General features: G+C 60.4%; 28 protein-coding genes. 18 read left to right on the forward strand and 10 right to left on the reverse strand.

Features of this window, described 5'->3' with window-relative positions:
- Positions 1 to 26 precede the first annotated feature (26 nt).
- Genes VK574_RS20120 through VK574_RS20135 form a run of 4 tightly spaced genes read left to right on the forward strand, consistent with a single transcriptional unit; the run spans position 27 to position 2,983 of the window.
- Positions 27 to 536, forward strand: a complete 510-nt coding sequence (locus tag VK574_RS20120) for a chemotaxis protein CheW (protein ID WP_472801662.1) — start codon at positions 27 to 29, stop codon at positions 534 to 536.
- A gap of 11 nt (positions 537 to 547) precedes the next feature.
- A complete protein-coding gene (locus VK574_RS20125) occupies positions 548 to 1,402 on the forward strand; it encodes a CheR family methyltransferase (RefSeq protein WP_472801663.1) in 855 nt (284 codons plus the stop codon).
- Positions 1,383 to 1,901 carry a chemotaxis protein CheD gene (locus tag VK574_RS20130; RefSeq protein ID WP_472801664.1) on the forward strand — a complete coding sequence of 173 codons (519 nt, stop codon included), beginning with the start codon at positions 1,383 to 1,385 and terminating at the stop codon, positions 1,899 to 1,901. The genes VK574_RS20125 and VK574_RS20130 overlap by 20 nt, the downstream gene beginning before the upstream one ends.
- A gap of 17 nt (positions 1,902 to 1,918) precedes the next feature.
- Entirely contained in the window at positions 1,919 to 2,983 is a 1,065-nt protein-coding gene (locus tag VK574_RS20135) for a protein-glutamate methylesterase/protein-glutamine glutaminase (protein WP_472801665.1), read from the forward strand.
- A gap of 127 nt (positions 2,984 to 3,110) precedes the next feature.
- Here the strand turns inward: VK574_RS20135 and VK574_RS20140 are convergent, their stop codons facing one another.
- From VK574_RS20140 to VK574_RS20150, 3 genes are all read right to left on the reverse strand, one after another.
- The gene (locus tag VK574_RS20140; RefSeq protein WP_472801666.1) at positions 3,111 to 4,658 is read right to left on the reverse strand and encodes a trypsin-like peptidase domain-containing protein; all 1,548 of its coding nucleotides are present in this window, start codon (positions 4,656 to 4,658) and stop codon (positions 3,111 to 3,113) included.
- A 64-nt stretch (positions 4,659 to 4,722) separates the two neighbouring features.
- Entirely contained in the window at positions 4,723 to 6,318 is a 1,596-nt protein-coding gene (locus VK574_RS20145; RefSeq protein ID WP_472801667.1) for a M56 family metallopeptidase, read from the reverse strand.
- Positions 6,319 to 6,717, reverse strand: coding sequence for a BlaI/MecI/CopY family transcriptional regulator (locus VK574_RS20150; RefSeq protein WP_472801668.1), 399 nt, complete (start codon positions 6,715 to 6,717; stop codon positions 6,319 to 6,321). It lies immediately after the preceding gene.
- A 192-nt stretch (positions 6,718 to 6,909) separates the two neighbouring features.
- Here VK574_RS20150 and VK574_RS20155 point away from each other — a divergent pair, with 192 nt between their 5' ends.
- Both VK574_RS20155 and VK574_RS20160 read left to right on the forward strand, forming a co-directional pair.
- On the forward strand, positions 6,910 to 7,188 hold the full coding sequence (locus VK574_RS20155) for a 4a-hydroxytetrahydrobiopterin dehydratase (RefSeq protein WP_472801669.1): 279 nt from the start codon (positions 6,910 to 6,912) through the stop codon (positions 7,186 to 7,188).
- A gap of 427 nt (positions 7,189 to 7,615) precedes the next feature.
- Positions 7,616 to 10,009 (forward strand): ankyrin repeat domain-containing protein, encoded by a 2,394-nt coding sequence (locus tag VK574_RS20160; protein ID WP_472801670.1) that lies wholly within the window; start codon positions 7,616 to 7,618, stop codon positions 10,007 to 10,009.
- Between the two features lie 25 nt (positions 10,010 to 10,034).
- Here the strand turns inward: VK574_RS20160 and VK574_RS20165 are convergent, their stop codons facing one another.
- Positions 10,035 to 11,195, reverse strand: coding sequence for a hypothetical protein (locus VK574_RS20165; protein WP_472801671.1), 1,161 nt, complete (start codon positions 11,193 to 11,195; stop codon positions 10,035 to 10,037).
- 295 nt (positions 11,196 to 11,490) lie between these two features.
- Here VK574_RS20165 and cysD point away from each other — a divergent pair, with 295 nt between their 5' ends.
- The 6 genes from cysD to VK574_RS20195 all read left to right on the forward strand — a co-directional run bounded on the left by cysD (position 11,491) and on the right by VK574_RS20195 (position 16,851).
- Positions 11,491 to 12,468, forward strand: coding sequence for a sulfate adenylyltransferase subunit CysD (cysD, locus tag VK574_RS20170; RefSeq protein WP_472801672.1), 978 nt, complete (start codon positions 11,491 to 11,493; stop codon positions 12,466 to 12,468).
- Complete coding sequence (locus VK574_RS20175; protein WP_472801673.1) at positions 12,468 to 14,249, forward strand: sulfate adenylyltransferase subunit 1; 1,782 nt, start codon at positions 12,468 to 12,470, stop codon at positions 14,247 to 14,249. The genes cysD and VK574_RS20175 overlap by 1 nt, the downstream gene beginning before the upstream one ends.
- Positions 14,227 to 14,907 (forward strand): phosphoadenylyl-sulfate reductase, encoded by a 681-nt coding sequence (locus VK574_RS20180; RefSeq protein ID WP_472801674.1) that lies wholly within the window; start codon positions 14,227 to 14,229, stop codon positions 14,905 to 14,907. Before VK574_RS20175 ends, VK574_RS20180 begins: the two co-directional genes overlap by 23 nt.
- A 14-nt stretch (positions 14,908 to 14,921) precedes the next feature.
- The gene (locus VK574_RS20185) at positions 14,922 to 15,674 is read left to right on the forward strand and encodes a sulfite exporter TauE/SafE family protein (protein ID WP_472801675.1); all 753 of its coding nucleotides are present in this window, start codon (positions 14,922 to 14,924) and stop codon (positions 15,672 to 15,674) included.
- Positions 15,675 to 15,823: 149 nt separating this feature from the next.
- The gene (locus tag VK574_RS20190; RefSeq protein ID WP_472801676.1) at positions 15,824 to 16,642 is read left to right on the forward strand and encodes a ferredoxin--NADP reductase; all 819 of its coding nucleotides are present in this window, start codon (positions 15,824 to 15,826) and stop codon (positions 16,640 to 16,642) included.
- An 8-nt stretch (positions 16,643 to 16,650) separates the two neighbouring features.
- Complete coding sequence (locus VK574_RS20195; RefSeq protein WP_472801677.1) at positions 16,651 to 16,851, forward strand: hypothetical protein; 201 nt, start codon at positions 16,651 to 16,653, stop codon at positions 16,849 to 16,851.
- 13 nt (positions 16,852 to 16,864) lie between these two features.
- Here the strand turns inward: VK574_RS20195 and VK574_RS20200 are convergent, their stop codons facing one another.
- On the reverse strand, positions 16,865 to 17,704 hold the full coding sequence (locus tag VK574_RS20200; protein WP_472801678.1) for a LytR/AlgR family response regulator transcription factor: 840 nt from the start codon (positions 17,702 to 17,704) through the stop codon (positions 16,865 to 16,867).
- A 68-nt stretch (positions 17,705 to 17,772) separates the two neighbouring features.
- Between VK574_RS20200 and VK574_RS20205 the strand changes: the two genes are divergently transcribed.
- On the forward strand, positions 17,773 to 18,009 hold the full coding sequence (locus VK574_RS20205) for a hypothetical protein (RefSeq protein ID WP_472801822.1): 237 nt from the start codon (positions 17,773 to 17,775) through the stop codon (positions 18,007 to 18,009).
- Positions 18,010 to 18,092: 83 nt separating this feature from the next.
- Here VK574_RS20205 and VK574_RS20210 read toward each other — a convergent pair whose 3' ends face one another.
- The 4 genes from VK574_RS20210 to VK574_RS20225 form a co-directional block, all read right to left on the reverse strand.
- Positions 18,093 to 18,629, reverse strand: coding sequence for a double zinc ribbon domain-containing protein (locus VK574_RS20210; protein ID WP_472801679.1), 537 nt, complete (start codon positions 18,627 to 18,629; stop codon positions 18,093 to 18,095).
- A gap of 394 nt (positions 18,630 to 19,023) precedes the next feature.
- The gene (locus VK574_RS20215; protein ID WP_472801680.1) at positions 19,024 to 19,386 is read right to left on the reverse strand and encodes a hypothetical protein; all 363 of its coding nucleotides are present in this window, start codon (positions 19,384 to 19,386) and stop codon (positions 19,024 to 19,026) included.
- On the reverse strand, positions 19,383 to 20,033 hold the full coding sequence (locus VK574_RS20220; protein WP_472801681.1) for an RNA polymerase sigma factor: 651 nt from the start codon (positions 20,031 to 20,033) through the stop codon (positions 19,383 to 19,385). The genes VK574_RS20215 and VK574_RS20220 overlap by 4 nt, the downstream gene beginning before the upstream one ends.
- A gap of 195 nt (positions 20,034 to 20,228) precedes the next feature.
- On the reverse strand, positions 20,229 to 20,522 hold the full coding sequence (locus VK574_RS20225; RefSeq protein WP_472801682.1) for a hypothetical protein: 294 nt from the start codon (positions 20,520 to 20,522) through the stop codon (positions 20,229 to 20,231).
- Positions 20,523 to 20,679: 157 nt separating this feature from the next.
- Here VK574_RS20225 and VK574_RS20230 point away from each other — a divergent pair, with 157 nt between their 5' ends.
- A complete protein-coding gene (locus VK574_RS20230; protein ID WP_472801683.1) occupies positions 20,680 to 20,979 on the forward strand; it encodes an ASCH domain-containing protein in 300 nt (99 codons plus the stop codon).
- 62 nt (positions 20,980 to 21,041) lie between these two features.
- On the opposite strand, the gene VK574_RS20235 is transcribed toward VK574_RS20230, so the two are convergent.
- The gene (locus VK574_RS20235) at positions 21,042 to 21,257 is read right to left on the reverse strand and encodes a hypothetical protein (RefSeq protein WP_472801684.1); all 216 of its coding nucleotides are present in this window, start codon (positions 21,255 to 21,257) and stop codon (positions 21,042 to 21,044) included.
- Here VK574_RS20235 and VK574_RS20240 point away from each other — a divergent pair, their 5' ends adjacent.
- The 4 genes from VK574_RS20240 (at position 21,258) to VK574_RS20255 (ending at position 26,206) form a co-directional block, all read left to right on the forward strand.
- Positions 21,258 to 21,938 (forward strand): YdeI/OmpD-associated family protein, encoded by a 681-nt coding sequence (locus VK574_RS20240; RefSeq protein ID WP_472801685.1) that lies wholly within the window; start codon positions 21,258 to 21,260, stop codon positions 21,936 to 21,938.
- A gap of 23 nt (positions 21,939 to 21,961) precedes the next feature.
- A complete protein-coding gene (rlmB, locus tag VK574_RS20245; RefSeq protein WP_472801686.1) occupies positions 21,962 to 22,768 on the forward strand; it encodes a 23S rRNA (guanosine(2251)-2'-O)-methyltransferase RlmB in 807 nt (268 codons plus the stop codon).
- The gene (locus VK574_RS20250; RefSeq protein WP_472801687.1) at positions 22,765 to 24,744 is read left to right on the forward strand and encodes a M1 aminopeptidase family protein; all 1,980 of its coding nucleotides are present in this window, start codon (positions 22,765 to 22,767) and stop codon (positions 24,742 to 24,744) included. The genes rlmB and VK574_RS20250 overlap by 4 nt, the downstream gene beginning before the upstream one ends.
- A gap of 103 nt (positions 24,745 to 24,847) precedes the next feature.
- Positions 24,848 to 26,206 carry an APC family permease gene (locus VK574_RS20255; RefSeq protein WP_472801688.1) on the forward strand — a complete coding sequence of 453 codons (1,359 nt, stop codon included), beginning with the start codon at positions 24,848 to 24,850 and terminating at the stop codon, positions 26,204 to 26,206.
- Positions 26,207 to 26,235 lie beyond the last annotated feature (29 nt).

The raw sequence follows: 26,235 nt of genomic DNA on the forward strand, positions 1-26,235 counted from the left end.
CGCCACACGAGAAAGGAAGAGCATTCATGAGCGTGAACGAAATCACGGAAACGCGCCAGTACCTGACCTTCAAGCTCGGCAACGAGATATTCGCCACCGACGTGGCCAAGGTGAGAGAGGTTCTGGATCTAACCGCAATTACACAAATCCCGCGCACGCCTGAGTTCATGGCGGGCGTTATCAATCTGCGCGGCAGCGTGGTCCCGGTCGTCGATCTAAGGTTGTGTTTTGAGATGACAAAGACTGTCAGCACGCGCAATACCTGCATTGTCGTCGTTGAAGTGATGCTCGACGACGAGCCAACCGTTATTGGCGCGCTTGCCGATTCCGTCGAGGAAGTAATCGATCTTGAGCCCGAACAGATTCAGCCCGCGCCACGCATCGGCACGCAGATTCGCGTCGACTTCATCAAGGGTATGGGCAAGCGCGAAAACAACTTCATCATGATCCTGGACATCGACCGCGTATTCTCGGCCGGCGAACTCGCATCCTTCCACGGCCAGGAAAAGCCGTTACCCGAAGCAGTTGCCGCGTGAGGGAGAAGACTGTGACTGAGGCTCATGCCGTCCACGAAGATGGGCTTTCCGCCCGTGATTTTGCGAGGCTGCGCGAGCTCATCTACGCCGAGACCGGCATCTGCCTGAGTCCGGAGAAGAAAACCATGGTCGAGGTCCGCCTCAAGCGGCGCTTGCGGGCCTTGAGCATGGCAACTTACGCCAGCTATTGCGAGTTCGTCTTCGAGCGCCGGGGTGTGCGAGAGGAACTCGTCTTTCTCATTGACGTAATCACCACCAACAAGACCGACTTCTTTCGCGAACCGGCTCACTTCGATTACCTGACGCAGCGAGCGCTGCCGGAATTGGCCTTGAACGGCCGTCCCTTCTGCGCATGGAGTGCGGGCTGCTCCAGCGGCGAGGAGCCTTACACCATGGCTATGGTGCTCAGCGAATTTGCCGAGTCGCATCCCGGGTTTCGCTTTCGCATCCTGGCCACCGACATCTCCACAACGGTCCTCGAGAAGGCGCAGCTCGCCATCTACTCATCGGAATGTGTCACGCCAGTTCCACTCGCGCTGAAACGCAAGTACCTCATGCGCAGCCACGATTCAAAACGTGTCCGCGTCGTGCCAGACTTACGCAGTCTCGTCGAGTTCCGCCGTCTTAACTTCATGGACGCCGACTACGCACTCGCGGAAAGAGTCGACGCCATCTTCTGCCGCAACGTTCTCATCTACTTCGATCGCGCCACGCAAGAGAGCATCCTGCGCAAACTGGTGCACAACCTCACACCCTCGGGCTACCTGTTCGTAGGCCACTCGGAGACACTGCACGATATGGATCTGCCGGTCGTGCCGGTGGCTCCGGCACTGTATCGGAAAGCCCATGCCCACAACTGTGGCTGAACTGCCAGAGTTCTATCTTCAACCGGGAGAATCGCGCCTCGTCTCCGGCCCTTCCGTCTTGAAGACGGTCCTGGGCTCCTGCGTCGGGATTACCTTTCGCGTGCCGCGCCTCGATGCCTCAGCCCTGTGCCATCCCATGCTCCCAACACATGCGTCAAGGCCCCCGGTGCGGTCAGACCCGGTCAACGCCCGGCGCTACGTGGACTACGTGATCCGTGAACTGGCGCATGAGTTCGACGCTCTCGGTGCCCGGCGTGAAGAAGTGGAAGTAAAGCTTTTCGGCGGCGCCGACGTTCTGGCCTCATCGCGCAAGACTGCGACCGTGGGTGCGATGAATGCAGAAACCGCCCTGCGCGTTCTCGGCGACGAGGGATTCACGGTGCTTGCATCACGCTTAGGCGGAAGCTGCGGCATCTTCATCGAATTCAACACCGCCACCGGAGAGGTTCTGTTGCGTCCATTAGCCCGCATGGATCCGCAAACTCTGGCGCGGACGTAGAAGGAGCGAGGGAAGCGATGACAGCCAGAAAGATCCGGGTACTGATTGTGGATGATTCAGCGGTTGTGCGTCAGGCACTCAGCAACCTGCTGGCCGCCGACCCCGAAATCGAAGTCATGGGCACCGCCTCCGATCCCTTCGTCGCTGCCGAACGCATCGCTGAGGAAGTCCCCGATGTCATCACACTCGACATCGAGATGCCCCGGATGGATGGCCTCACCTTTCTCAAGACCATCATGACGCAGCATCCAGTCCCCGTCGTCATCTGCTCAAGCCTCGCCGATCAAGGTGCGCAAAGCACGTTGCGCGCGCTCGACTACGGCGCCGTCGACATCATCACCAAGCCGCGCCTCGGAACGCGGCAATATCTCGAAGACTCGCGCACATCCATCTGCGATGTTGTTAAAGCCGCAGCGCACGCCCGTCTCACCCAGCCGCGCATCGAGCGCACCGTCGAGCCCAAGCTCACCGCCGACGTCATCCTCCCGCAGGCCACGCACGCCATGGCGGAAACCACAGAGAAGGTAATCGTCGTAGGCGCCTCCACCGGAGGCACAGAAGCTTTGAAGTCGCTGCTCGAAACGCTCCCGCCAGACGCTCCCGGCATCGTTATAGTGCAGCACATGCCTGAACTTTTCACGCACGCATTCGCCAACCGGCTCGACACTCTCTGCGCCATCACCGTCAAAGAGGCAGAGACCAATGACACCGTGCTGCGCGGCCGTGCTCTCATTGCTCCCGGCAATCATCACATGCTGCTCCGCCGCAGCGGCGCACGCTATTTTGTCGAGATCAAGGATGGTCCGCTCGTGTGTCGCCATCGTCCTTCCGTCGATGTGCTGTTTCGTTCCGCGGCTCGCTACGCCGGCCCCAATGCCGTCGGCGTCATCCTCACCGGCATGGGCGACGATGGCGCGCGCGGCATGCTCGAGATGAAGCACGCCGGGTCATTCAATATCGCGCAGGATGAAGCCAGCTCCGTCGTCTTTGGCATGCCCAAGGAAGCCATCAAGCTCGACGGTGTGCACAAGGTGCTTTCTCTCGCGCACATCCCGGCGGCCATCCTGAAGCACGGAGCCTGACGCACTTATCCGCAAGCCGCGCCTCCGTTCGTTTCCTGACTCTCCACCGCAGATCATCCACAAGCAAAAAGGGCCGCCGCACTTCGAGGAGATGCGGCGGCCGTCAGTCTTGCTTACAACGCGTTACTTAGTCGCCGTTCTGTTCGCCCTGCGCCGCGTGCACCACGCGGTAGCTTGCGCCGCCGTGCGACCACACCAGCAGCAGGATGTCCTTGCCTGCCGGAACAGCGTGCACGTCATCTGCAAACTCCTGCGAATTCTGAACTGGCTTGCGATTCACTTCCTGGATCACGTCTCCAGGTTGCAGCCCTGCATCTTCCGCCGGGCTTGCAGGCCGAACGCTCTCGATCGCCGCGCCCTTTACCTGCGACGGAATATTCAACTGCTGGCGCATATCCGGCGTCAGATCGCCTACACCCAGCCCAAGCTTTCCGCGCTGGTGTGATCCATCGCCTTCGTTCTCCGCGACCTGTTTCTCGCCCTTGTACTCGCCGACTTTGAGGCTCAGGGTTTCCGGCTTTCCATCGCGCAGAATGCCCAGCTTGATATCGGTACCCGGCGCAGTCTGGCTCACCACAACCTGCAACTGGCCGCCATTCCTGATCTTGCTGCCGTTCAATTCACGCAGCACGTCGCCGCTCTTCAATCCCGCGCGGCTAGCCGGCGAGTCAGGCGTCACCTGGCTTACGATTGCGCCCGTCGCATCCGGCAGGTTGAAGAAGGTTGAATTGTCCGGCGTCACATCGTTCATGCTGATGCCGAGATAGCCGTGGTGAACCGTTCCGTCCTTGATGATCGCCTCCGCTGAAGCCCGCACGATCTGCGAGGGAATCGCAAATCCGGCTCCCGCAAACGATCCGTTATTCGTGATGATGAACGTGTTGATGCCGACAAGCTCTCCACGCGCGTCCACCAGCGGTCCGCCCGAGTTGCCCTGATTGATTGCCGCGTCTGTCTGAATAAAATCGCCCGGCTTCCGCGCATCGTCCGAGTACGGATTCGGTCGATTGAGTGCGCTCACGATGCCGCGCGTGACTGAGAACTGGAAGTATCCAAACGGGCTCCCGAATGCGAGCACCGTCTGTCCCGGACGCAGTTTGGTCGAGTCGCCCCATGCCACCGTCGTCAGGTTGTTCGCGTTGATTTTGATCACCGCGAGATCGTTTAGCTTGTCCACGCCAACCACCTTCGCCGGAAACACGCGCCGGTCATTCAGTGTCACGCGAACCTGCGTCGCTCCGTTCACCACATGATTGTTGGTCACGATGAAACCGTCCGGCGAAATGATGATGCCGCTGCCAATTCCGTGCTCGATCTGCGGCTGCGCCTGCCCGCCTTCAGACGGACCGAAGAACCTGCGGAGCTCCGGCGGAATCGCGTTCTGCGGAATATGACCGCCGCCCGAATCCTGCCCGTCGTCATCGCCGTCAGCTTCCTGCGCGGATACACGCGCCGTTACCGACACATTCACCACCGCCGGCGTTACCCGCGCCGCAACCGCTTCCACGGCGTTATCCAGAGCCACGAGCGACGACACGCTACTGTCATCCATCGGAGCGCCGCCGTTCAAAGTCGCCCCATTGGCCGCCGCATGCGCAACACAATGCCCAATCAGAAACGAAAAGCCCAGGAGCACCGCGGCAGCCGCCCCGACCGGTGCGCCAAACTTTCTCACTCTTGCCACTAATGAATTAGTTGTTGCTGACATATTCCCTCACCTTGATGTTTTGAGTTTGAACTTACAGTTGAATCACGAACCAGCCGCCGCGCACTACCCCATTCTCCGGCTGAGTTGACTTTGCATTCGCAGGAATTACTCTCAAAATTAGCCGCGTCACCGTGTAGCTGCTGCTCTTCTGATTTTGCAACCCGTTGGTTGCAGTTCCAACCGTTTTGCCATTGTCCGACTGCTGATTCGCTGTCGCTCCATCGTCGGCAGTCATAGCGGAGCTCGCGTCATAGTCCGACACGCTATTTGAGGTGCGGCTTACCGTCCGTACTTCTTCCCATGCAGCTAATACAACCCACTGCTGCTCTGCTCCCGCATTCACGCGATCGCCGGCCGCATCAGCCTTCTCGATCTGCCGCGCACTTTCCATTGCATGGGTGTTCACCGCCGGGCTTTTCCGGGCCGCATGGTTCGCCGGCTTCACCGGGAGCGTGCGGTTAATCTCCGGCATCACTGCCTTGGCCGTTTCCGTGCGGAACCCCGGCGGCAGCGTCATCTTCGCTTCGGCGTTCTCACGCGCCAGCATCGCGGACATCTCGCGTTGTCTCGCCGGCGTCATGGCCAGGTTCTTCTGTTCCGGCACAAACGCCACCAGTTGCGGACACCTCGCCATCTCGACCGATCCGGCCACCAACGCGCATCCCACCGTGCCCAGCAGCGCGGCCGCTGCGGCCGTGCTCAGGCTGCGTTTCCGCCAGAGAATTCCGTGCACCCGGTGCACCAGTTCCGGCCGTCTCTGCCACGCACCCAGCGACAGCGCTTCAGCCCGCCGCTCCAGTCCACGCTCTGCCAGGCTCGCCAGGCATGCTGCATACGCTCGCGGCGCATTCGTAATCCGTACCACGCCCTCGTCGCACGCCATCTCCCGCTCACGGCACAGTCGATGCTCCATCCACACGAGTGCGGGATTCAGCGGAAACAAAACAAGCGCCAGCTTCTGCGCAAGGTTCGTCCAGTCATCGCGCCGCCGCAGGTGCTCCGCTTCGTGCAAAACGATCTGCTCCAGCTCGTCGGGCGTCAACCGTGCCATCAGCCATGCGGGAATCAAAATCCGCGGCGACAGGAACCCGATCACGCTCGGCCGGTCCAGCGTCTCCGTCGTGCAAATTGCCACCCGCCCGCCGCGCACATCCTCGATCGCCGCTGCGAGCGCCTCACTCACCTCAACTGGCTGAGCGGCCTTCCACAACCACCTTAGCCGAATTGAGTGCAGCGCCAAACGTGCCCCGCGAACCGCCGATACTCCAACCCAGAGCACCGCAATGGCAAACACCCAACGCGCATCCAGCTGTAACAGCGGCGCCGTAGCGCTCCCCGCCACTCCCGCCGCGCCAGATACCGCTCCGCTCGTACCGAAATGCAATTGCGGCAACCACGGCAGTCCCATAGCGATCACAAACCCCGCCGCCCATACCGCAAAGCGATGTGCGGCAGAAATGCGCGGCATCAGCCTCAACGCAATCTCCAGCCCGCAAACAATGACAGCTCCCTGCCAGATTGAAGTCACCAGCGTAGTCGCAGCAGGTTCAAACCCCGAAGCAAGCCGCTCCCACACAACCTGAGCGGCCATTCCGAGATCGCCGATCTGTGTCGCCAGGTGCATCATCTAGACGTCGTTGACCTCATCGGGTGTTGCATTACGAATCGCCGCCTTCAACCGTTCCAGTTCTTCCCGCGAAATCTTGCCATCATCCAACAGTGATAACAACAACTGCTCCCGCGAATTTCCAAAAAATCTGCTCAGAACGTGCTTCACTTCGCTGCGGCCTGCTTCGTTCTCCAGCACCACCGGCCAGTAGACAAACGCGCGCCCCTCCTGCCGATGCTCCACGTAACCCTTCTGCTCCAGGATCCGGATCGTCGTCAGCACCGAGTTGTACGCCAGCGGTTCGTCATCCGGCATCGCCGCAACAAGATCGTTGACCGCCGACTCGCCGCGCCGCCATAGAATCTTCATCAGTCTCAACTCGGCTTCGGTTAACGTGTTTGATTTCTTCGGAGGCATCCTTAACTCATTGATTCCATTCGATCGGCTACAGCCATGATCCAGCCTTACTTCTTGTTGGACGTAACAACTAAACGATTAGTTACCATAGCCAGCGCACAAATTTCAACTGCACTCCCGCATCCCAACTTATAGTGAGTGCTTGGGTCCGCCTGCTGCCTCGCCGGACCGATTCCCCCCAGGAGGATTCTCATGCCGCCTTTATCCGACTCCGAAATAAAATCCCGCCTCGTCGCCGTCCCAGACTGGCAGATCGAATCAGGCGAGCTCGTCCGCACCTTCCTCTTCAAGGACTTCCGCGCCTCTCTCGCCTTCGTCAACAAGGTCGGTGACGTTGCCGAGAACGCCGGCCACCACCCCGACATCGACATCCGCTACAACAAGGTGCGCCTCGCCCTCGTCACCCACGACGCCGGCGGCATCTCGCAAAAGGATTTCGATCTCGCCGCAGCCGCCGACAAACTCTGCTGATGTAATCCGGATATGTCACTTCACTGAGAATCGGGCCTCCGCAGGAATCCGGCTCTGTCTCGCCACAATCGGCGCTTTGATCTTCACTACAGCTCCCGTCAGTGTCTTCGTCATCGATCACATCCAAGATCCTTCCGAGAACTAAAAGGTCGCAGTTCTGTTTCTTCTCCTCGTGCCAAATGGGCAGCGGTATGTAAGTAAATGCCTGCTTTGGAGATATTCCTTTACTTCGAGTCGACTCACGGTTAGCATTCGACGTGACTTAGAACGTCTGCGCCTTTCCCGGCCCCCCTTCGTTTCAGCGCAAATGAAATCTGAGCAAGCAGCGGGACCTTCCTTCAAAAAATGAGACACGCCCGGCCTTCTGAAATCACTTTTAGGAGAGGTCCGTAAGGAAGCCCAATAAGCAATTCAGGTGGAGGCCACCGTGACACGTTCGGGACTCGCATCACTTTCTCTCTGCTTAGCCATTGTCACAGGCATTTCGTCTGCCCAGACATCAACTCCCGCCAAGGTCGACTTCGGCCGCGATGTTCTGCCCATCTTCCGCGAGCAATGCGGCGATTGTCATGGCCCCGCCAAGCAGCGTGCAGGCATGAGGCTCGATCGTCGAAGCTCCGTGATGAAGTCGTTCTCGCGCCGCGTCGTGCCCGGAAGCAGCAGCAACAGCTTTGTCTATTACCGCCTGATCGGGGAATACGGCGCACAGATGCCTCCCACCGGCGCGCTTCGCCCCGAACAGATTGCCACCGTCAAATCCTGGATCGATCAGGGAGCCGAATGGCCTGACGCCCTCGCCAACGAAGTAGATCTGCCACCCTTCGATCCCAAAGCGATCGCCATGGTCGATGCCCTCCGCGCTGCCGACCTGCCCTCATTCCTCAAAGCCGCCACCGCCGATCCAGCGCTGCTCAACGGCCGCGGACCCGAAGGCTCCACGCCGTTCATGTACGCCGTGCTCTACACCAATGTGCCAACATTGGCGCGTCTTTTGAAGATGGGCGCCGACCCCAACAAACACAACGACGCCAACGCAACCGCCTTGATGTGGGCTGCCACCAATCTTGAGAAAACCCGCCTCCTGCTCGATCACGGCGCGGATTCAAATGCCCGGTCTGACGACATGCGCACCCCGCTCATGATCGCCGCTCGTCGTCCTGGCGGCGCGCCCATCGTCAAGCTCCTCCTCGATCACGGCGCCAAAACCAACCCCAATTACCGTCCCGAGAATGAGTCTTCCCCGCTCATCGAAGCCCTTACCTTAGGCGATCCTCAGGTCGTCGGCCTGCTCCTCGATCACGGGGCCGACGCCAAAATGGCCGGCGAAACAGGCCTCACCATGGCCATCACCGCTCATTGCTCCAGCTGCGTCGCTCGCATCCTCAAGCAGATCGACGACAAGAACGTTCTCACCGCTTCACTCGATGACACCGTCGTCCTAGCCGATCTGCGCGACGTCCGCACCTTGCTCGATCGCGGTGCCGACGCCAATGGCTACGACCCGCTCGGCCGCACGCCGATCATGTATGCCGCAGTCTCAGATATGCTTCCCGTCGAGACTGTGCAACTCCTCATCGATCGCGGCGCCGACGTCAACGCCATCGACAAGCATGCAAAAACCGGCGATGAAGGCCTCACGCCACTCGATATCGCCCGCCATAACGGAGATACGCCCGTCGTCAAGCTGCTCCTGAAAGCCGGCGCGAAACCGGCTCCGTACACGCCCGTTTCTCTCCGCATGCGTCGCGACAACACCATTCAGCGCGCTGTCCAGGACACCATTCCCCACCTGCAACGCGCCGATGTCAACTTCATCACCAACTCCGGCTGCGTCTCCTGCCACGACAACAGCCTCACCGCTATGACCATGGGCCTTTCTCGCAAGCATGGCTTCCAGATCGACGAAAAAACCGACGCTTCGCAGGTAAAAGCCAATGGGGAGGTGCTTGCCAAAATCCGTGATCGCATGCACCAGGGGTTCATCGTTCCCACGGAGGACACCTTCAGCGAGGGCGTCCTCGCCTACCAGTTGATGGGACTCGCTGCTGAAGGCTACAAGCCCGACCTCAATACCGACACGGCCGCTCTCTACATCCTTCAACGCCAGCACTCAAATGGTGAATGGCCCGCGCAGCATGCCGATGCCCGCCCACCCATTTGTCTCGACTACGTCGGTCAGACCGCGCGAGCCATGCACGCCCTGCAGCTCTACACACCTAAAGCCAACGCAGAGGAATACCGCAAGTCGATTCGCCTCGCCGCAAACTGGATTGCCAATGCGCGCTCCTACAACAACGAAGACCGCAGCTGGCGCGTTGCCGGCCTTGCCTGGGCGGGAACAAACAAAGCAGCAATGCAACAGGCCGTGAAAGAACTGCTTGCCGCGCAACACCCTGATGGCGGATGGTCGGATCTACCCACCATGCAGAGCACCGCATATGCCACCGGCAAAAGCCTGGTGGCGCTCCATCTCGCTGGTGTTTCTGCTTCCAGTCCTGCCTACCAGCATGGCGTCAAGTGGCTCTTGGGCAACCAGCAGGAAGACGGTTCCTGGTACGTGCAGACCCGCGCTCTCGGATTCCAGCCATGGTTCGACGCCGGCTTCCCCCACGGACCCAATCAATGGATATCTGCCGCAGGCACAAACTGGGCCGCCATGGCGCTGACCTATGCGTTGCCCGAAACCGGAATCAAAACACCATCGCCACATCCCGGCTCCATCGCCAAATCATCCGCGAAATCCCATCCGGACTCTGGCGACAAACGCATGGCTGTCCTGCTGACGCCGGAAGCTCCAGAACGGCAGCAGCTTCCGCACTAGAGCGGTTTCGCGTCGCCAAGGCGAACTAATGCGCCCCGAATTGAATGCTCTGGCCGACGGTAAGAAAGGCTTTTCCGCCGTCATCTTTCTGCTGCCCGTCGATGGACGCAACCAGCAGCAGGTGATTCTGCCCCGTACCCGAAACCTCGCTGACACCACCGATGTAGCTGTCTCTCGCGGTGCCGTCCGCACCATTCGCGCTGAAATTGTCCCAGGTCAACTCAACGCCATGGCCGAAAAGCTGCAAAAGTCCGGTCGACCCAAAGGGCGGTTTGCGGCCGCTATTCGATTTCGCCGCCATGTTGGTTTCGTAGCGGAGCACAACTTCACTCGCGCTCGGTGCCGGATCTACCGGAATAACGTTGATCCAGTTGGAACCCGACCGAAGTTGTACGCCATTGATTCCTTTGTCGCCTTCGGAGGTCGCGGTCCAGCCCTCAGGAATGGAAAAAGAAAATCTCCCGCTTGGATCGCGATAGACGTTGGCTTTTGCTGCTGCAGCTGTGTCTTCGCCGGCTGTCTGCTTGCTGTATTGAATGCCGATCTGTCTCGCGCACTCCTCCTGCGTAAACGCGCCAACCGCACAGGCCTTCTTGGCTTCCGTCACCCCCAGCGGGTCCGCGTCCTTCGATACCGCTGGGGTGCTGTCGTTTCCGGTCACGTGAAGGCTGGTGCGGATTCCGTCGAGCACTGGCAGATTTGCGTAGTACTGACTGAGCGGCGAGATCATGGTGAAGCCGACCATGTAGTAGTTCGGCGTAAGCACTGCCGAGGCCTCGGCAACGGCTGGCGATTTGGGGTCGCTGCACGTGACGATCGTATAGATGCCCGGCGCGCCAGCCAGCGTGACTGTGCCGCTTTGTCGCTCTTGGGTGGTGGGGCATTGCTGCTTAAACTCGATCACAGTCGAATCGACAAACTCCTTCGCGGTCATCGAATTTGACTTGTTTTGCTGGATCACCGCGATGATGGCCTGTGCAGCTCCATGGTGGACGATAATCTGATCGGCTCCGCTGTCGGGTGCCGCGCTCCATCCGGTCGGAACCTGCAGATCAAAACGGCCTTTGGGGTCGTGATAAGTGGTCTGCGCCCGGGTTGCAATGGGCAAAAGCACGGCAGCGAAAGCTACAAGTACCACGGCGCGGCGTGTGATTTCAAAGGACTTCGAAACCTTGATATCGTGCATGTCGACCTCGGTGGGGAGGAGTTCGATTCTACTAGGTAAGCGTCAATCGGGGCAGAAATGACTCACCAATCCGGCAAGAGACAGCCCCTCTGGTTTGACCTGCTCCCGGGACACCCGTATAGTAGTCCCAATGAGTCTCTGTTCCATGCCGGTCGCTTGTTGCGCATGTTGTTGTGCGCCGCGCCGGACTATGGGATAAGCCACCACCAGACTCACCGGAATTCCCCATACCCCGCGCCGCAGCCTTCCCGCCGCCGCGGGTTTTTTATTGCCCCTAAAACAACAAAGGAAACGCATGACAGCGACCGCAATCCTTCAGAAATCCAACCCGGTCAAATCAGATCCGGCCCCGCTCGCCGACGAGCCCGTTTCACAGGAGCGCCTCAGCCACATCCAGATCCTTGAGGCCGAGAGCATCCACATCTTCCGCGAGGTCGCGTCTGAGTTCCAGAACCCCGTGATGCTCTACTCCATCGGCAAAGATTCCTCCGTCATGCTCCGCCTGGCGCAAAAGGCCTTCTACCCCGCACCGATCCCGTTCCCGCTCCTCCATGTCGATACCGGCTACAAATTCCGCGAGATGCTCGAATTTCGCGATCGCTACACCGCCGAACTCGGCCTCAAACTCATCGTCTGGCGCAACGAAGAAGCCCTCGCCGACGGAGCCAACCCCATCAAGCTCGGCACCCAGCGTTGCTGCGGACTGCTCAAAACCCAGGCTCTTCTCGATGGCCTCCGCGCCCACGGCTTCGATGCAGCCTTCGGTGGCGCGCGCCGCGACGAAGAGAAATCTCGCGCCAAAGAACGCATCTTCTCCTTCCGCGACGCCGCCGGCCAGTGGGATCCAAAAAACCAGCGCCCCGAACTATGGAGCCTCTTCAACGGCCGCATCGGCCCGGGCGAAAGCATCCGCGTCTTCCCGCTTTCCAACTGGACCGAGCTCGACATCTGGCACTACATCCATCTCGAAAAAATCCCCATCGTCCCGCTCTACTTTGCTAAGTCACGAAAAATGCTCGTGCGCGCTGACTCGCTCATCCCTCTCGAACAGCCCTTCATCCAGGGCCTTCCCGGAGAAGAGCAATGGGTCACCTGCCGCCTCCGCTCTCTCGGCTGCAGCCCCTGCACCGGCGCCATCCGCTCCGAAGCCGACACCGTGCCCAAGATCATCGAGGAATTAATGGCCGTCCGCAATTCCGAGCGCGCCAACCGCATCATCGACCACGATCAGGACGGCTCGATGGAGATGAAAAAGCGCGAGGGCTATTTCTGATGGCCACTGCAGAACAACACGCACCTCAAGGAATATCCGCCCCGGCTCCGGCTTTGAAAGGGCACGGCTTTAGCCGTGCCCTAACGGACCCAAGAATCAATGGGGCTTTAGCCCCTGAGGGAGTCCTCGCAACAAATCCAGTCCTCGCTCTCCCATCCGATCCAGCTCTTGAACCCATCGAGCAACGCCTCGAAGCCGAACTCGCCAAAGACCTGCTCCGCTTCTCCACCGCCGGCAGCGTCGACGACGGCAAGTCCACCCTCATCGGCCGCCTGCTCTACGACTCGCACAACGTCTACGACGATCACATCCGCTCCGTTACCCACAACGCCGCCATCGACTTCGCCCAACTCACCGACGGTCTTCGCGCCGAACGCGAGCAGGGAATCACCATCGACGTCGCCTACCGCTACTTCTCCACACCGAAACGCAAATTCATCATCGCCGACACCCCCGGCCACGAACAGTACACGCGCAACATGGCAACGGGCGCTTCCACCGCCGACGTCGCCATCGTCCTTGTCGACGCTCGAAAAGGCATCCTGGCCCAGACCCGCCGCCATGCCTGCATCGCTGGCCTGCTCGGCATCCCCATCGTTATCGCCGCCATCAACAAAATGGACCTGGTCGACTTCTCCGGAGAAGTCTTCCATCGTCACAGCGACAGCCTGCATGGCCTCGCGCGTCAGTTGGAAATCCCGCAGCTGATCCCTGTTCCCGTCAGCGCCCTCGACGGCGACAATGTCGTCCATCGCAGCACACGCATGCCGTTCTACACCGGCCCCAGCATTCTCGAATTGCTTGAATCCCTCCCCCTTGCCATCGAGCGCACACAGGCAACCTTTCGGATGCCCATCCAGCGCGTCGTCCGCCCCCATCAGGATTTCCGCGGCTTCGCGGGCCAGATCACCGCCGGCTCAGTCCATCCCGGCGACGAAGTCCTCGCCTTACCCTCCGGCCGCCGCACCCGCGTCCGCACAATTGCAACTTACGATGGCGAGCTGACCCATGCCCGCGCCCCTCAATCCGTAGTCCTCACTCTCGAAGACGAAATCGACCTCAGCCGCGGCGATATGATCACCTCCATCGCCGCCCCGCCCCGCAAAACCAGCCACATTGAAGCCACCGTCGTCTGGATGCATTCGAAGCCCCTTCGTCCCGGCGCAAGCTACATGCTCAAGCACACCAGCCAGAACCTTCGCGCAACGATCACCGAACTCCGCTCTCGAATCGACGTCGAACACCTCGCCGAAAACTCAGCCTCTCAGCTATCCCTCAACGACATCGGCCACATCGTTATCGAAACGAGCCGCCCTCTGATCGCTGATCTCTATCGCGATAGCCGCGCCACCGGCAGCCTCATCCTCATCGATCCCACAGACAACACCACTGCCGGCGCCGCCATGATCCGCGCAATCCACGACACATTCAACGCAACCGGATCACATGCAACCATAGGGTTGCTCAACGTCGGCTATCGTTCCGGTCACGCCACTCGGATCGAACAATCCCTTCGCGCCGAAGGCGCCATCGTCTTACGTACCTGGGCCCCGGTTTCACCCCAGCTGCTCACCTTTGCGCGCCTCGGCGCATTCGTGATCCTTGAGTCAAATGAAGCCACGCCCATTACATTCACACGGGCCGACGTGGCCGATGCCAAGCCCATTCAGCTGCCTTCTGACCTCGTCTACGCCGGCCCCGACGAGATTCTCAACGAAATCCACCGCCTCGCCTCAGCCCCAACAGGAGAAGACGACAATGACAACGGCCTCGGCATCTGACGCTCTCGCTCTCACCGCCTCGATCTTCCTCCGCGAGCACCTCCAGAACGCGCATCGCGCCTGCATCTCCTCGAGCTTTCAGGCCGAAGACGTCGCCGTGCTCCACATGGTGCTCCAGCTTCAGCCGCAGATCCCCGTCATCTTCCTCGAGACCGGCTATCACTTCCCGGAAACACTCGTCTATCGCGATCGCATTGCCTCCGAGTGGAACCTGAATCTCGTCAACGTCGAGGCTGAGCAGTCCGTCGCCGATCAGGAGGCGCAATTCGGCATTCTCAATCAGACCGCACCCGACCGCTGCTGCGGCCTGCGCAAGGTCGAGCCGCTCTTCCGCGCCCTCGGCTCTTACACCACCTGGGTCACCGGCCTGCGCCGCCAGCAGTCCAAGTCGCGAGCAAACCTGCAGCGGCACGAGTTCTTCACCCTGCCCACCGGCAAAATTCTCGCCAAGCTCAGCCCCCTCGCAGAGTGGACCACTCGCGACGTCTGGCATTACGCCGAGCAGCACTCGATCCCATTGCTCCCGCTCTACGAACAGGGTTATACCTCCATCGGTTGCGCTCCATGTACCAGCCTGCCCTTCGACGAAAGCGACCCGCGCTCGGGCCGTTGGTCCGGCCGCAAGCTCGAGTGCGGCATTCACCTGCAGGCTCACTGACCCCGGAGATCGCCATGGAACTGCTTTTAGGATTTGCAATCGCCACGCTCATCGCCATCACCGGCGTCGGCGCCGGCACGCTCATCGCGCCATTGCTCATCCTGTTTCTGCACGTGCCCGTTGCCGAGGCCGTCGGCACCGCCCTCGCCTACTCCGCCGCCGTTAAACTCGTTGTCGTTCCCGTGCAGATATGGCGCCGACAGGTTGAGTGGCGCACCCTCGCAATCATCCTCACCACAGGAATTCCCGGCGTTGCCATCGGTTCACTCATCTTCCAGCGCGTCGCCCACAACACCGCCAACAACCTCTGGCTCTTTCTCGCTCTCGGCATCATGATCGCCGTGTCTTCCGCTTGGCATATCTTCCGTCACTTTCGCCCCGCCGCCGAACCCGCGCAGCGCACCAACTCCCCAAAGTGGCTCGCCCTCGTCATGCTCCCCATCGGCGCTGAAGTCGGCTTCTCCTCTTCCGGCGCAGGGGCTCTCGGCACTCTCGCTCTCCTCGGCCTCACCCCGCTCGATACCCGCCGCATCGTTGGCACAGACCTCGCCTTCGGCCTCTGCCTCTCGCTGATCGGTGGCACGCTTCACCTCAGCAGCGCCGGCCTCAATTCCGGACTGCTGATCAACCTGATCGTAGGCGGCGTTCTCGGCGCTCTCGTTGGCACTGGCCTAGCCTCCCGCATCCCCGTCCGCACCATGCGACTCGCGCTCTCGCTCTGGCTATTCGTCATGGGACTCCAACTCTGCTGGCACGCGCTGGCATAGAACAAAACCACCGCAGCCTCCGTCGTTTCATTCCATAAACTTCCGTATCTATGCACGCAAAATGCCGGCCCGGCTCTGCGCATCCCGGGCGATATACTGCATTTGGCTATCCTTAAGCCATATTTTCTTTTCGCAAGCGAGAATCCACCTTGGCGCGTGAAACCTATACGGCACGTCTGGCAAGCAAGTCGTTAATCTCTGAATCGGCCCAGTGTTACCACTTCGATTTCGTTCTCGACGGTCTGGAATCTTTTCCCTTCATCTCCGGCCAATTCATCTCAGCCGTTGCTCCTGACCCCACAGGTAAGCAGCAAACTCGCGCCTACTCCATCGCCTCCGCCGCCAACGTCAACCACTTCGAGTTGTGCGTCAACCGCGTGCCCCAGGGATTCTTTTCCAACCACCTCGCCGATCTCACCGAACTCCCTCCCGGTGGCACCGTCCAGGTTCACGGGCCACACGGCCACTTCATCCTCAAGCAGCCGATCACGGATTCCATCTTTATCTCCACCGGCACCGGCATTGCTCCCATGCGCGGCTTCGCGCAATGGCTTTTCCCTGAAACCGGTCCTGACGCCGGCATCGATCGCAGCGAAGGCAAAGAGATCTGGATGGTTTACGGAACCCGCCATGAAAGCGAGCTCTACTACCGCGAAGAATTCGAAGCCCTCGCCGCACGCAAGCACAACTTCCATTACCTGCCCACGCTCAGCCGCGCCGACGATACATGGAAAGGCCTTCGCGGTTATGTGCAGGAGCACGTAGCCCTCATCGTTGAAGAGCGCGCCGCACGCCTCGGCCAGACGCTCCCCGCCCCTCCGCCCGATCCGTCCGTGCCTCCGTCTGAATTGAAGTTCGACATCTACTCCTACATCTGCGGCCTAAACAATATGGTCGCCGGCGTCCGCGAAAAATTAGCCAGCTACGGCTGGCACCGCAAACAAATCATCTTCGAACGCTACGACTGATCGCATGCTTGAGTGTCATTTCGACCGAGCGTAGCGAGTGCAGGAACCTGCAATTGCTCTTCTTTCAGCTTCTCCGCCCGCGCATGGACCTCATCGCAGATCCCACAGGCACACTCTGGCACACTGCCGCCATCCTCCGCGCCAGTGCATTCGTTTCAATTGTCATTGTGGGATCGTTCGCGTTCATCGCCTGGCTCCGCATCCCTTGAGCCAGTTCCACCGCTAAAGGTTAAACAACTCCCGCAGCCGCTTCGTCTGCGCCCGGCTCACCGGAATCTCCGTCTGCTTCTTGTCATTCATGCGCAACTGGTACGTCGACTTGAACCACGGCACCACTTCGCGGATCTGGTTGATGTTTGCCACAAAGCTCCGATGCGCGCGCCAGAACATCGCCGGTTCCAGCTGATCGAGCAACTCCTCAATCGTCCGGCACTTCGACTGTCCCTCGAACTGCTGAGTCACCACACGAATCACGCCTTCTTCAATCTCGGCAAAGCAGATATCAGCCTGGTCCACCAGCAGCAACCTGCTTCCCGCCTGCACAATCAACTTCGCCGGCGGTGCCGTGCGCGCAGCACCCTGCGGACTCTTCAGCAAGCTCAGCAACGCATCCAGCTGCGATTCGATCGGAGACTCGCTGCTACCATTCGCCGCAGCGGCGCCGTTCGTCATCCGCCCCCGCACCCGCTCCAGCGCCTTCTCCACCCGCCCGCGATCAAACGGCTTCAGCAGATAATCCACCGCGTTCACGTCAAAGGCCCGCACCGCGTACTGGTCATATGCCGTCGCAAATACAAACTGCGGCAGAGACCATCCGTTGCTGCCGTCCTTCTGCTTGCGATGCCGATCCATTACGCGCTGGATCACCGCAAACCCATCCAGCCCTGGCATCTGCACATCCAGAAAAACCAGGTCCGGATGATGCTCTTCGATCAGTTCCACGGCCTCGATGCCGTTTGCCCCCTGCGCCACCACGTCCACATCCTTCGCCGACTCCAGCAGGTACGCAAGCTCGTCGCGAGCCAATTGTTCGTCGTCGATAATCAGTGCGGATATTGTCATGAGAGGAACGGAAGGCGCAGCCACGGCACAAACTACAGTCTACCCGCCCCGGGGCAGCCAATCCATCAATCGTTTCTCTCCGCCATTTGCTCGGCATGTCCCGCCAGGTCATCGTGCTCGCCTATCAATCCAGCGTTCTCATCGGATGCCTGCTCGCGCCCACTGCCGGCCCCACGCTCGCCATGCTCGCTGTCGCAAAAATCCCTTACAGCAAATCGCTCCGCGCCATGACCGTTCCTGTGGCACTCCTGATTATCCTGTCTCTTGTGGAAGTATTAGTCGGCGTAAAGCTGAACCTGCGTTGAGTAAAGCTGAATTTGCAGTGAAGGGAACTGTTGGAGCGTCAGTCTAGATCAAAATAAAAGCCGCGACGGGATGATTCCGTTTTCTAGTCCCTAGTCCCTACGCCCTGAAGCCTCAGCCGCGCTGGCATCTGGTCCGTCTCTAGTTCATGCCCGCAACGCGTGCAGTACTGATCCGTCCCCCGCACCGTCCTGAAGCAATTCCCGCAACTCGCCGTCAGCTGATAATTGCATTGTGGACAGAAGTGAAAATCACCCTGCACATGCGTCCCGCACGCCGGGCACTTCGAAACCAGCGGCGCACGCAGCAGGAAGTACAGCACCGCACCGATCCCGCCCGGCATCACAAAGCAGATCAGCATCCAGAACCGCGCACTCATCGCCCGCCGCGGCGCATCCTTGCTCACATATCCCACCATCAGGAAATAGAGCGACGCCAGCAGCCCCCACGACAGGTTCATGTAGATCCGCAGACCCAGCGGCGGAACGTGGTGCTGCGTCTGCGGAAACACCAGCCAGAAGTAGTACTCCACCAATACAAACACCACCGCCGCGATCGCAATCGACCACAACGGCACCAGCCGCGTCTCTTCGTTTGGGTTAATCACTTCAGGTTCACGCATAGGAGTTCCACCCTCGCCCCGAGGGATCGAGCAGCAATCTGGCCAAGCCGAATGCTATTCAATGGACGAACACAATCGCAGTGAAGTTGCGACTGAGTATAGAGGAAATGCACCCCGCAGGTGAAAGATCCTGACATTGGTGCATTACGAAGATGCGCTATGGAGGGTTTGCATCAAGGCATGACTTCAGTCATGCATCGGGAACATCCAAGCCGGTGTCATCCTGACCGGAGCGGTTTTGGAGCCCCGCAGACGCGCGCGTCTGGGGGTAGGCGGGGGAAGGATCCGCTTTCGCACTCACCCCGTGTCAGGAAACAAGTGCTTCCCGGCCGCCGGATGAGGGAGGATTTGTTTCTGAGCACCTGACAATTGCCGTGGGTTCTAGAACTCAGCCCTACGACTTCCGCCGTAACCACCCCGCCAGCAGCGCCGAACCCAGGAGCGCAGTCACTGAGAAGAATCCCCACACGGCCAGTTCGCTTACCAGGCTAGTCAAGTGCTCTTCCTCAATCAGCGCCTCCGCCACCCACCACACCGGCGGGCCCACCACAAAGAACACCACCAGCGTCGCCGCGAGCGCCATCGCGCGCACCCGTTTCCGGCCCGCCCGCTGTTCCTGCATTACCCCTGCTGAAGCCACCACCACGCGCCGCGTCCGGTCTGCCGTCGCCCGCTCGCGATCCGCGCCAAATCCTGCCACGGCCTTTACCAGCTCGCCATGCGCGGACGGTTCCGTCACCGGCCCCGGTACGGTCACACGGCCTCCCGGCGATGCGCGCGCTCCAGGTGAGGCTTGATCGAGGCCATCCCGCGGTACAGCCGCGACTTCACCGTCGACAGCGGAGCCCGTGTCACCTTCGCAATCTCTTCGAGTGATAGATCCTCGTGGAAGCGCAGCACCAGCACCTCGCGATACAGCGTATCCAGCTGCAGCAACGCGGTCACAATCTGCTCCCGGTCTTCCACGTTCGACATTCGGTCAAACGGTCCCGGCCCGTGATCGGCAACCTCGAGAGTCATCGGCTTGTCGTCGTCGCCGCCTGCTTCAAACATCTCGTCCAGGCTGCTCATCGTCCGCTTGCGCCGCAGGTCGATCACCAGGTTGCGCGCAATCGTGAACAGCCAGGTCTCAAACCGGGCCTTCCCATTGAACTGCCCGCCCCGCGTCAACACCCGCATCCAGACCTCTTGGAACATGTCCTCGGCGATCTCGCGGTTCCCGGTCAAAAACAGCAGATACCGCAGCAGCCGGTGCTGATAACGCACAATCAGTTGGTCCAGCAGCCCCACATCTTGTCGCTTAAGTCCTTCAGATACAGCAAGATTCTCCTGCCGAACCAGCTCCTCGGCCGCGGAGGAAGCTCCCGCGACAAACAATGATCGTATGGCCGAAACGGTACTCATCTTGCTCAATTAGACGGCAAATCACACCCCAAAGCCGCAAAAAAGAAAGCGTTTGCACCAAAAATACAGCGATTTACTTGATTTCGCGGTGCTCCATGCGGAACTGTATCTCGTGTCAGGGCACGACTTCAGCCACGCGCCGCGCGCGTTTCTGAGCGGCATTGTGCCGCGAAGCGTTGAATTGGGAAATGGTACCTACTCTTCGATGTCGGCAACGTAAAGCAGTCCCAGGTCGCGCAAGGTTTGACCCGAGTTGCGCCCCAGAACCTCGGCAACATTTTCGGCCAATCCCCTATTCGAAGCGAAGAATCGGAAGGTCACGACTTCTTTGCCGAACATGCAGGTCATGTCGATGCGCGTGCCCACAATCCTGTCGACTTTCCTGAAGGTCACCGATTCCGGAGACTTCACAAAAGTGGCTTTGCGGGTATCAAATGGCCCGGCGCCTCCCTGAGGCGGCCAACCAGCTAAATTCAACAACTGCTGCATTCCGTACTCCCTGCAGACTTGATGTTACCCTACAGAACGTCGATTCGGACGTTCGTCCAGGTTTTAAGGCGATCGAAAGTTTCCTTGAAAGCATCGGATCTCACGCCATTCTTGCTGGTCTCTGCTCCTGGCACACCGCTGGCGTAAACTCTCTCCCATGATGTTCACCAGGCGCCTCCGCGAAGGCGTTCGTTGCGGCGACATCACCTCGAGCATCCGTATCTGGAAGAGCCCCCGCGTCAAAGTCCGCGGACGTTACCCCATGGAAGAAGGCGAAATCGAAGTCGATTCCATCGAACCCATCGGTTTCCCCGACATCACTCCCGAGCTGGCCCGCGCATCCGGCTTCCTCGGCGTCCTCGACTTGTTGAAAGTAGCCAAACACGGCAGCGGCGACAAGATCTACCTGGTTCGCTTCCACTACATCCCGCCCGCCAAACCCAAACCCCGGGGCTAACTCACATGCCTAACTCCGCTAGCTCCGCCAACTTTCCGGTTGCCTGGCGATCCCTGTCTCTCTCACTCACACCGCAGAGCCGTCAATGGATCCACCCGTGTCGCGCGCCGCGCCGGAATCCAGCCAGCCAGCACCCTCATCGCACTTACCACGAGGCCCGCAGCAATGAACGCAATCGGGTCCATTGCGCTGACCTGGTAAAGTTGCGCCTTCAGCACGCCCTCGAGCTTTGCCATTGATCCGACGACGTCGAAATCTGCAAACTGGGAATTCAGCACGTGAACTCTAAACTCACCCAATCCTTTCGCGCCCCTCTCGAAGCCACTGGCACCTCGCTGCGCTGGGTCATCGCTCGCGTTCCCGTCGACCTGAAAAAAGCCTGGCCCATGTGGAAGAGCCGCCGCGTCTTAGGCGAAATCAACGGCTTCGCCTTCAAGACCGCGCTAATCCCCGGCACCAGGGGCCAGGGCCACGTCCTCATCGTTAATAAGAAAATGCAAACCGGTGCGCGCGTCCGCGCTGGAGAACGCGCCCTCATAAAGCTGACTCCCGACCTCGGCGAAGTCGTCATCGATCTCCCGCCGGAGTTTGCGAATATTCTCAAGGGCGATCGCGCCCTCAGAAAGTTTTTCGATGCCATGAGCCCTTCCATGCGCAAGGGCTTCACCAATCTCATCGCCGACGCAAAGACCGACGAAACGCGCCGCAAGCGCGCCGAAGCCATGGCCGAAAGTCTCATGCTCGCAATGGAAGGCGAAGTGGAACCGCCGCCCATTCTGCGCGCCGCATTCCAGCGCCAGCCCGAAGCCCGCCGCGGCTGGGACCGGATGACGCAAACCCAGCGCAGAAACCATCTCCTCGGCATCTTCTACTCGCAGACCGTGGAAGGCCGCGAACGCCGCGCCGCCAAAGCTATCGAAAGCTGCCTCGCCGTAGCCCGCCGCCGATCGGATCCTTAGCGCGAGCCATCTACACTAGACACATGGAAGTTCTCTACGGCGTCCATCCCGTTGCCGAAGCTCTCAAGGCCGGCCGACGCCGCTTCGATCACGTTTTGGTTGCCGCCGAACGCCACGACGAACGCCTCGCGCGCCTCGTCGCCGATTGCAAGCAGGCCGGTGTTCGTGTCCGCCAGGAACCACGCGACCAGCTCACGCACCTCGCTGGAACAACGTCCCACCAGGGTGTCGTCGCCCTCGTCCGCCCGCAGGAAGCACTGGCCATCGAAGACCTCTTCACTGCGCCCGATCCATCGCAGCCCCGCCTGCTCCTCGCTCTCGACGGCGTAGAAGATCCGCAGAATCTCGGCGCACTTTTGCGCGTTGCCGACGGAGCCGGCGTCGACGGCATCGTCCTCACCGAGCGCCGCTCGGCACCCCTTAGCCCTGTTGCCGTGAAAGCAAGCGCCGGCGCCAGCGAACATCTTCGCATCGCCCGCGTCGTCAACCTCGTCCGCGCACTGGAAGAATTGAAGCAGCAGAACATCTGGGTGATCGGCCTCGACGAACGCGGCTCTTCCGACTACGACCAGTTCGACCTGACCGGCGACTGCGTCCTGGTGCTCGGCCGCGAGGGCGCCGGTCTTCACGACCTCGTCCGCCGCACCTGCGACCATCTCCTCAGGATCCCCATGGCCGGAGGCGTCAGCTCACTCAACGTCTCCACCGCCGGAGCCGTCGTTCTATACGAAGCTGCCCGTCAGCGCCGTGCCGCTACGCGCAAGCCCGCAGATGCTCGCTACGACAGTGCTCCAGCGTCCAAAAAGAAGCAGAAAGGCCTAGGTTCATGAAGTTGTTTCTCGCCCGAGCGCTGGCGATCACCTCCTTTGCCGCGCTCATGGCCGCAGTCCCTGATCAAGCCCAGACTCCCGCTAACCCCAGTCCCGCCAGTCAATCCGGCCCGGACCAACCTACTCCTCAGCCCGCCAAGCCCTCCGGCAAGGTCCTCTTCCAACGTTCCCTCGACCCCAACGGCGACACCGTCAGCACCACCGGCCCCGCAGCAAAGCCCGCGCCCACCGCCGAAGCCGCTTCAGTCAGTGACGCTGAGTTGAAGTCCCTGAACATCACCGCGCTTGATCTCGACGTCCGCCTCAACACGACCGCCCAGCAACTCGCCGCCCGCGCGCTTGTCACCGTTCGCAACACCGGTACCACGCCGCTGTCGCACATTCCGCTGCAGATTTCCTCTTCCCTCAACTGGGAAAGCATTCGCATCGCCGGCCGCAACATAACCTATCCGCTCGCCACCATCAACTCAGACGCCGACCACACCGGGCAGTTGCACGAAGCCGCCGTGGCTCTCGCCGAGCCGCTCGCCCCCGGCGCAACTGTTCAGCTCGACGTTACCTACGCCGGTACCATCGCCGCCACCGCGCGTCGCCTGGTCTCCGTGGGAACACCGGAGGACTCCGCATCCCACTCCGACTGGGATGAGATCAGTCCCGCTTTCACCGGCCTGCGCGGCTTCGGCAATGTCGTTTGGTATCCCGTCGTCAGCGTCCCCGTCATCATTGGCGATGGAGCGCGTCTCTTCGACGAAATCGGCCGCCAGAAACTTCGCTCGTCTGGAACTGAATTCCGCCTTCGCCTCACCGTAGAGTTTCCCCACGGCCAAGCGCCCAACATCGCTGTGGTCAATGGAAATGCAATCCCATTCAAGGCTGTTGATTCACAGACCGCGGATTCCGACCTGCCCGGCATCGCGACCGCCGAAACCGGTCCAACCACGCTCAACTTCGAGTCACCCAGTCTGTTTGTTGCGACAGAAGCGGCTCATGCGGGCACTCATCTCAATGTCTACACCATTCCTGAAGATGAACAATCGGTCCAAAACTGGCTGACCACGGCGACAAATGTATCCCCCATGATCGAACGCTGGCTCGGTCCCAACCCGCGCACCCAACTCACGGTGCTCGATTTGCCAGACACCGAGGATGTGCCTTGGGAATCAGGTCCACTGCTCGCAATCCCTCTGCGCGGCGGACCGTCCGACCAACTCTCTTCCGTGCTCGCGCACGCCATGACCCATGCGTGGATGGCTCCCAACCCCTATTGGCTTAACGAAGGCACAGCCAATTTCATGGGTACGCTTTGGGACGACCACCTGCACCGTCGCGATCAGGCTCTCGGCACGCTTGAGGCGGGCCGGCAGGCGCTGGCGCTCCAAGAACCACCCAGCCCCGGTGAAGGCGCGGGTCAGCCCCTCGCGCATGCCACATCGCCCGTCTACTACAGAACCAAGGCTGCGTACATTCTGTGGATGCTCCGCGATCTCGTCGGCGACGATGCGCTTGCCGGCGCTCTCCGCGCGCTCAACGACGCAGCCGACAAGGGTACAGACCCAACAAATGGCTTCCCATCTGCTTCGTTTCAGGCGGCTTTGATGGCTGCCGCGCCCAGGGCGAATCTCAAGTGGCTCTTTGCTGACTGGATCGACGCCGACCATGGCCTGCCCGATCTCACCATCGACAGGGTCTTTCCGAACGCAGTGCAATCCGGCAACTGGCTCGTCTCGGTCACCATCACCAACGCTGGCTATGCGGCCGCTGAGGTTCCCGTCACCGTGCTCTCAGCGACGAATACTACGACCGAGCGCGTTTTTCTTCCGGCACGCGGAACGGTCACACCCCGCCTGCTTGTGCAGGGCAAACCAACTGAAGTCCAAGTGAATGATGGAACCGTGCCGGAGATTCAGGCGAGCCTGCATATAACTCATCTTGACCAGCGGCCGGATTCCGAACCGACAAATGTCGCTCCGCAATAGCAAAACCCCGCATCCGCACCCGATCAATCCTCTCGACGGGTCCGGCTTCTCCATCCAAAGACTGATGCGCTGGCATAGATCATCTACGTAGGATTGGCAGGCCATGGAGGCCCTTCCCCAAACCCGACGGCAGATGGGCGTGTGGGCGGCCACGGCGGTCGTTACCGGGGAAGCAATCTCTCTCGGCATCTTCCTGACCCCTGCCGGCATGGCACGCTCGCTGGGCTCGCCAGCACTGCTGGCCGCTGTCTGGTGCGGCATGGCGTTGCTCACGTTGGCCGGGGCGCTCTGTTTTACCGAACTGGCCATCCGCAATCCCCATGATGGCGGCGAATATCTTTACCTCCGCCGCGGCTTCGGAGCGCGCGTGGCATTTCTGTATGGCTGGATGGTCGCCATCGTCATGTATCCCGGCGTGGCCGCCGCTCTCTCCGTTGGCAGCGTACCGTATCTTCAGGCACTTCTTCCCGTTTCCACCGCGGTTGCCAAAGTCCTCCCCGCATTGATTCTGATCACCCTCGGAGCACTCAATTACTTCGGTGCAGGGTTCAGCAGCCGCGTGATGACTGCGCTTAACTGGCTCAAAATTCCCGTTCTCGCAGCCTTGGTCGGCTGGGCGCTTCTCTCCGGGCACGCCACGATGGCCAATGTCGCCCCGTTCGCTGCGCGGCGACCTGGTTCAGATCCCTTGATCGATGCCATTGCCGGAGCTGCTATCAGCGCCTTCTTTTGCTTCGGTGGCTGGTGGGAGGCCGGAAAAATTGCCGGCGAGGTTCGCAACCCATCGCGCAACCTCGCAGTTGCCTTTTCCGGTGGAGTGTTGATCGTGACGGCAATCTACCTCCTGCTCAGCTTTGCGTTCGTGGCCGTCGTGCCCATGCAGCAGATTCAGTCAAACACTGCCTTCGTCGCTCTGTTTGGCCAGGCACTTTTCGGTTCTGCCGGCAGCCGCGTGCTGTCAATGTGCGTCGTGCTCTGCGTCCTCGGCGGCCTGTTGGTGCTTAGCATGGCCGTTCCGCGGGTCACGTACGCACTCGCTCTCGGGGAAATGGGAGGCACAAAGCAGGGCGGACCTCTTTCCGCATTTGCGCGCCTGCATCCGCGCTATGGCACGCCGGCCAACGCGGTCCTGTTGCAAACCGGTATGGCCCTTCTCGTCATGATGCTTGGCGCTTTCGACCGCATCCTTGCTTACATTATCTTTTGCGCCGTCGTCTTTCTCGCGCTCACCGTTGCAACGCTGTTTCGGACCATTACGCCTGTGCGCCGCTGGTGGTATCCGCTCGCGCCTGTCGTTTTCATCGGCGGCAGCGGTGTGCTTGCCATCATGCTCCTGATGCACAACCTGGGCTCCGCGCTGCTTGGTGCCGGTGTCGTTCTCTGTGGTCTTCCCGTTCGCTGGCTTCTGACGAGGCGAAGTGAGACGCCATCCGTCGTTGCAGCAGATTCCGTTTCTTCATAGAACCTTCGCTTTCCAACTTAATTGCGTTG

Origin of the sequence: Occallatibacter sp., assembly GCF_035317045.1 — a bacterium.
Lineage (GTDB): Bacteria > Acidobacteriota > Terriglobia > Terriglobales > Acidobacteriaceae > Telmatobacter.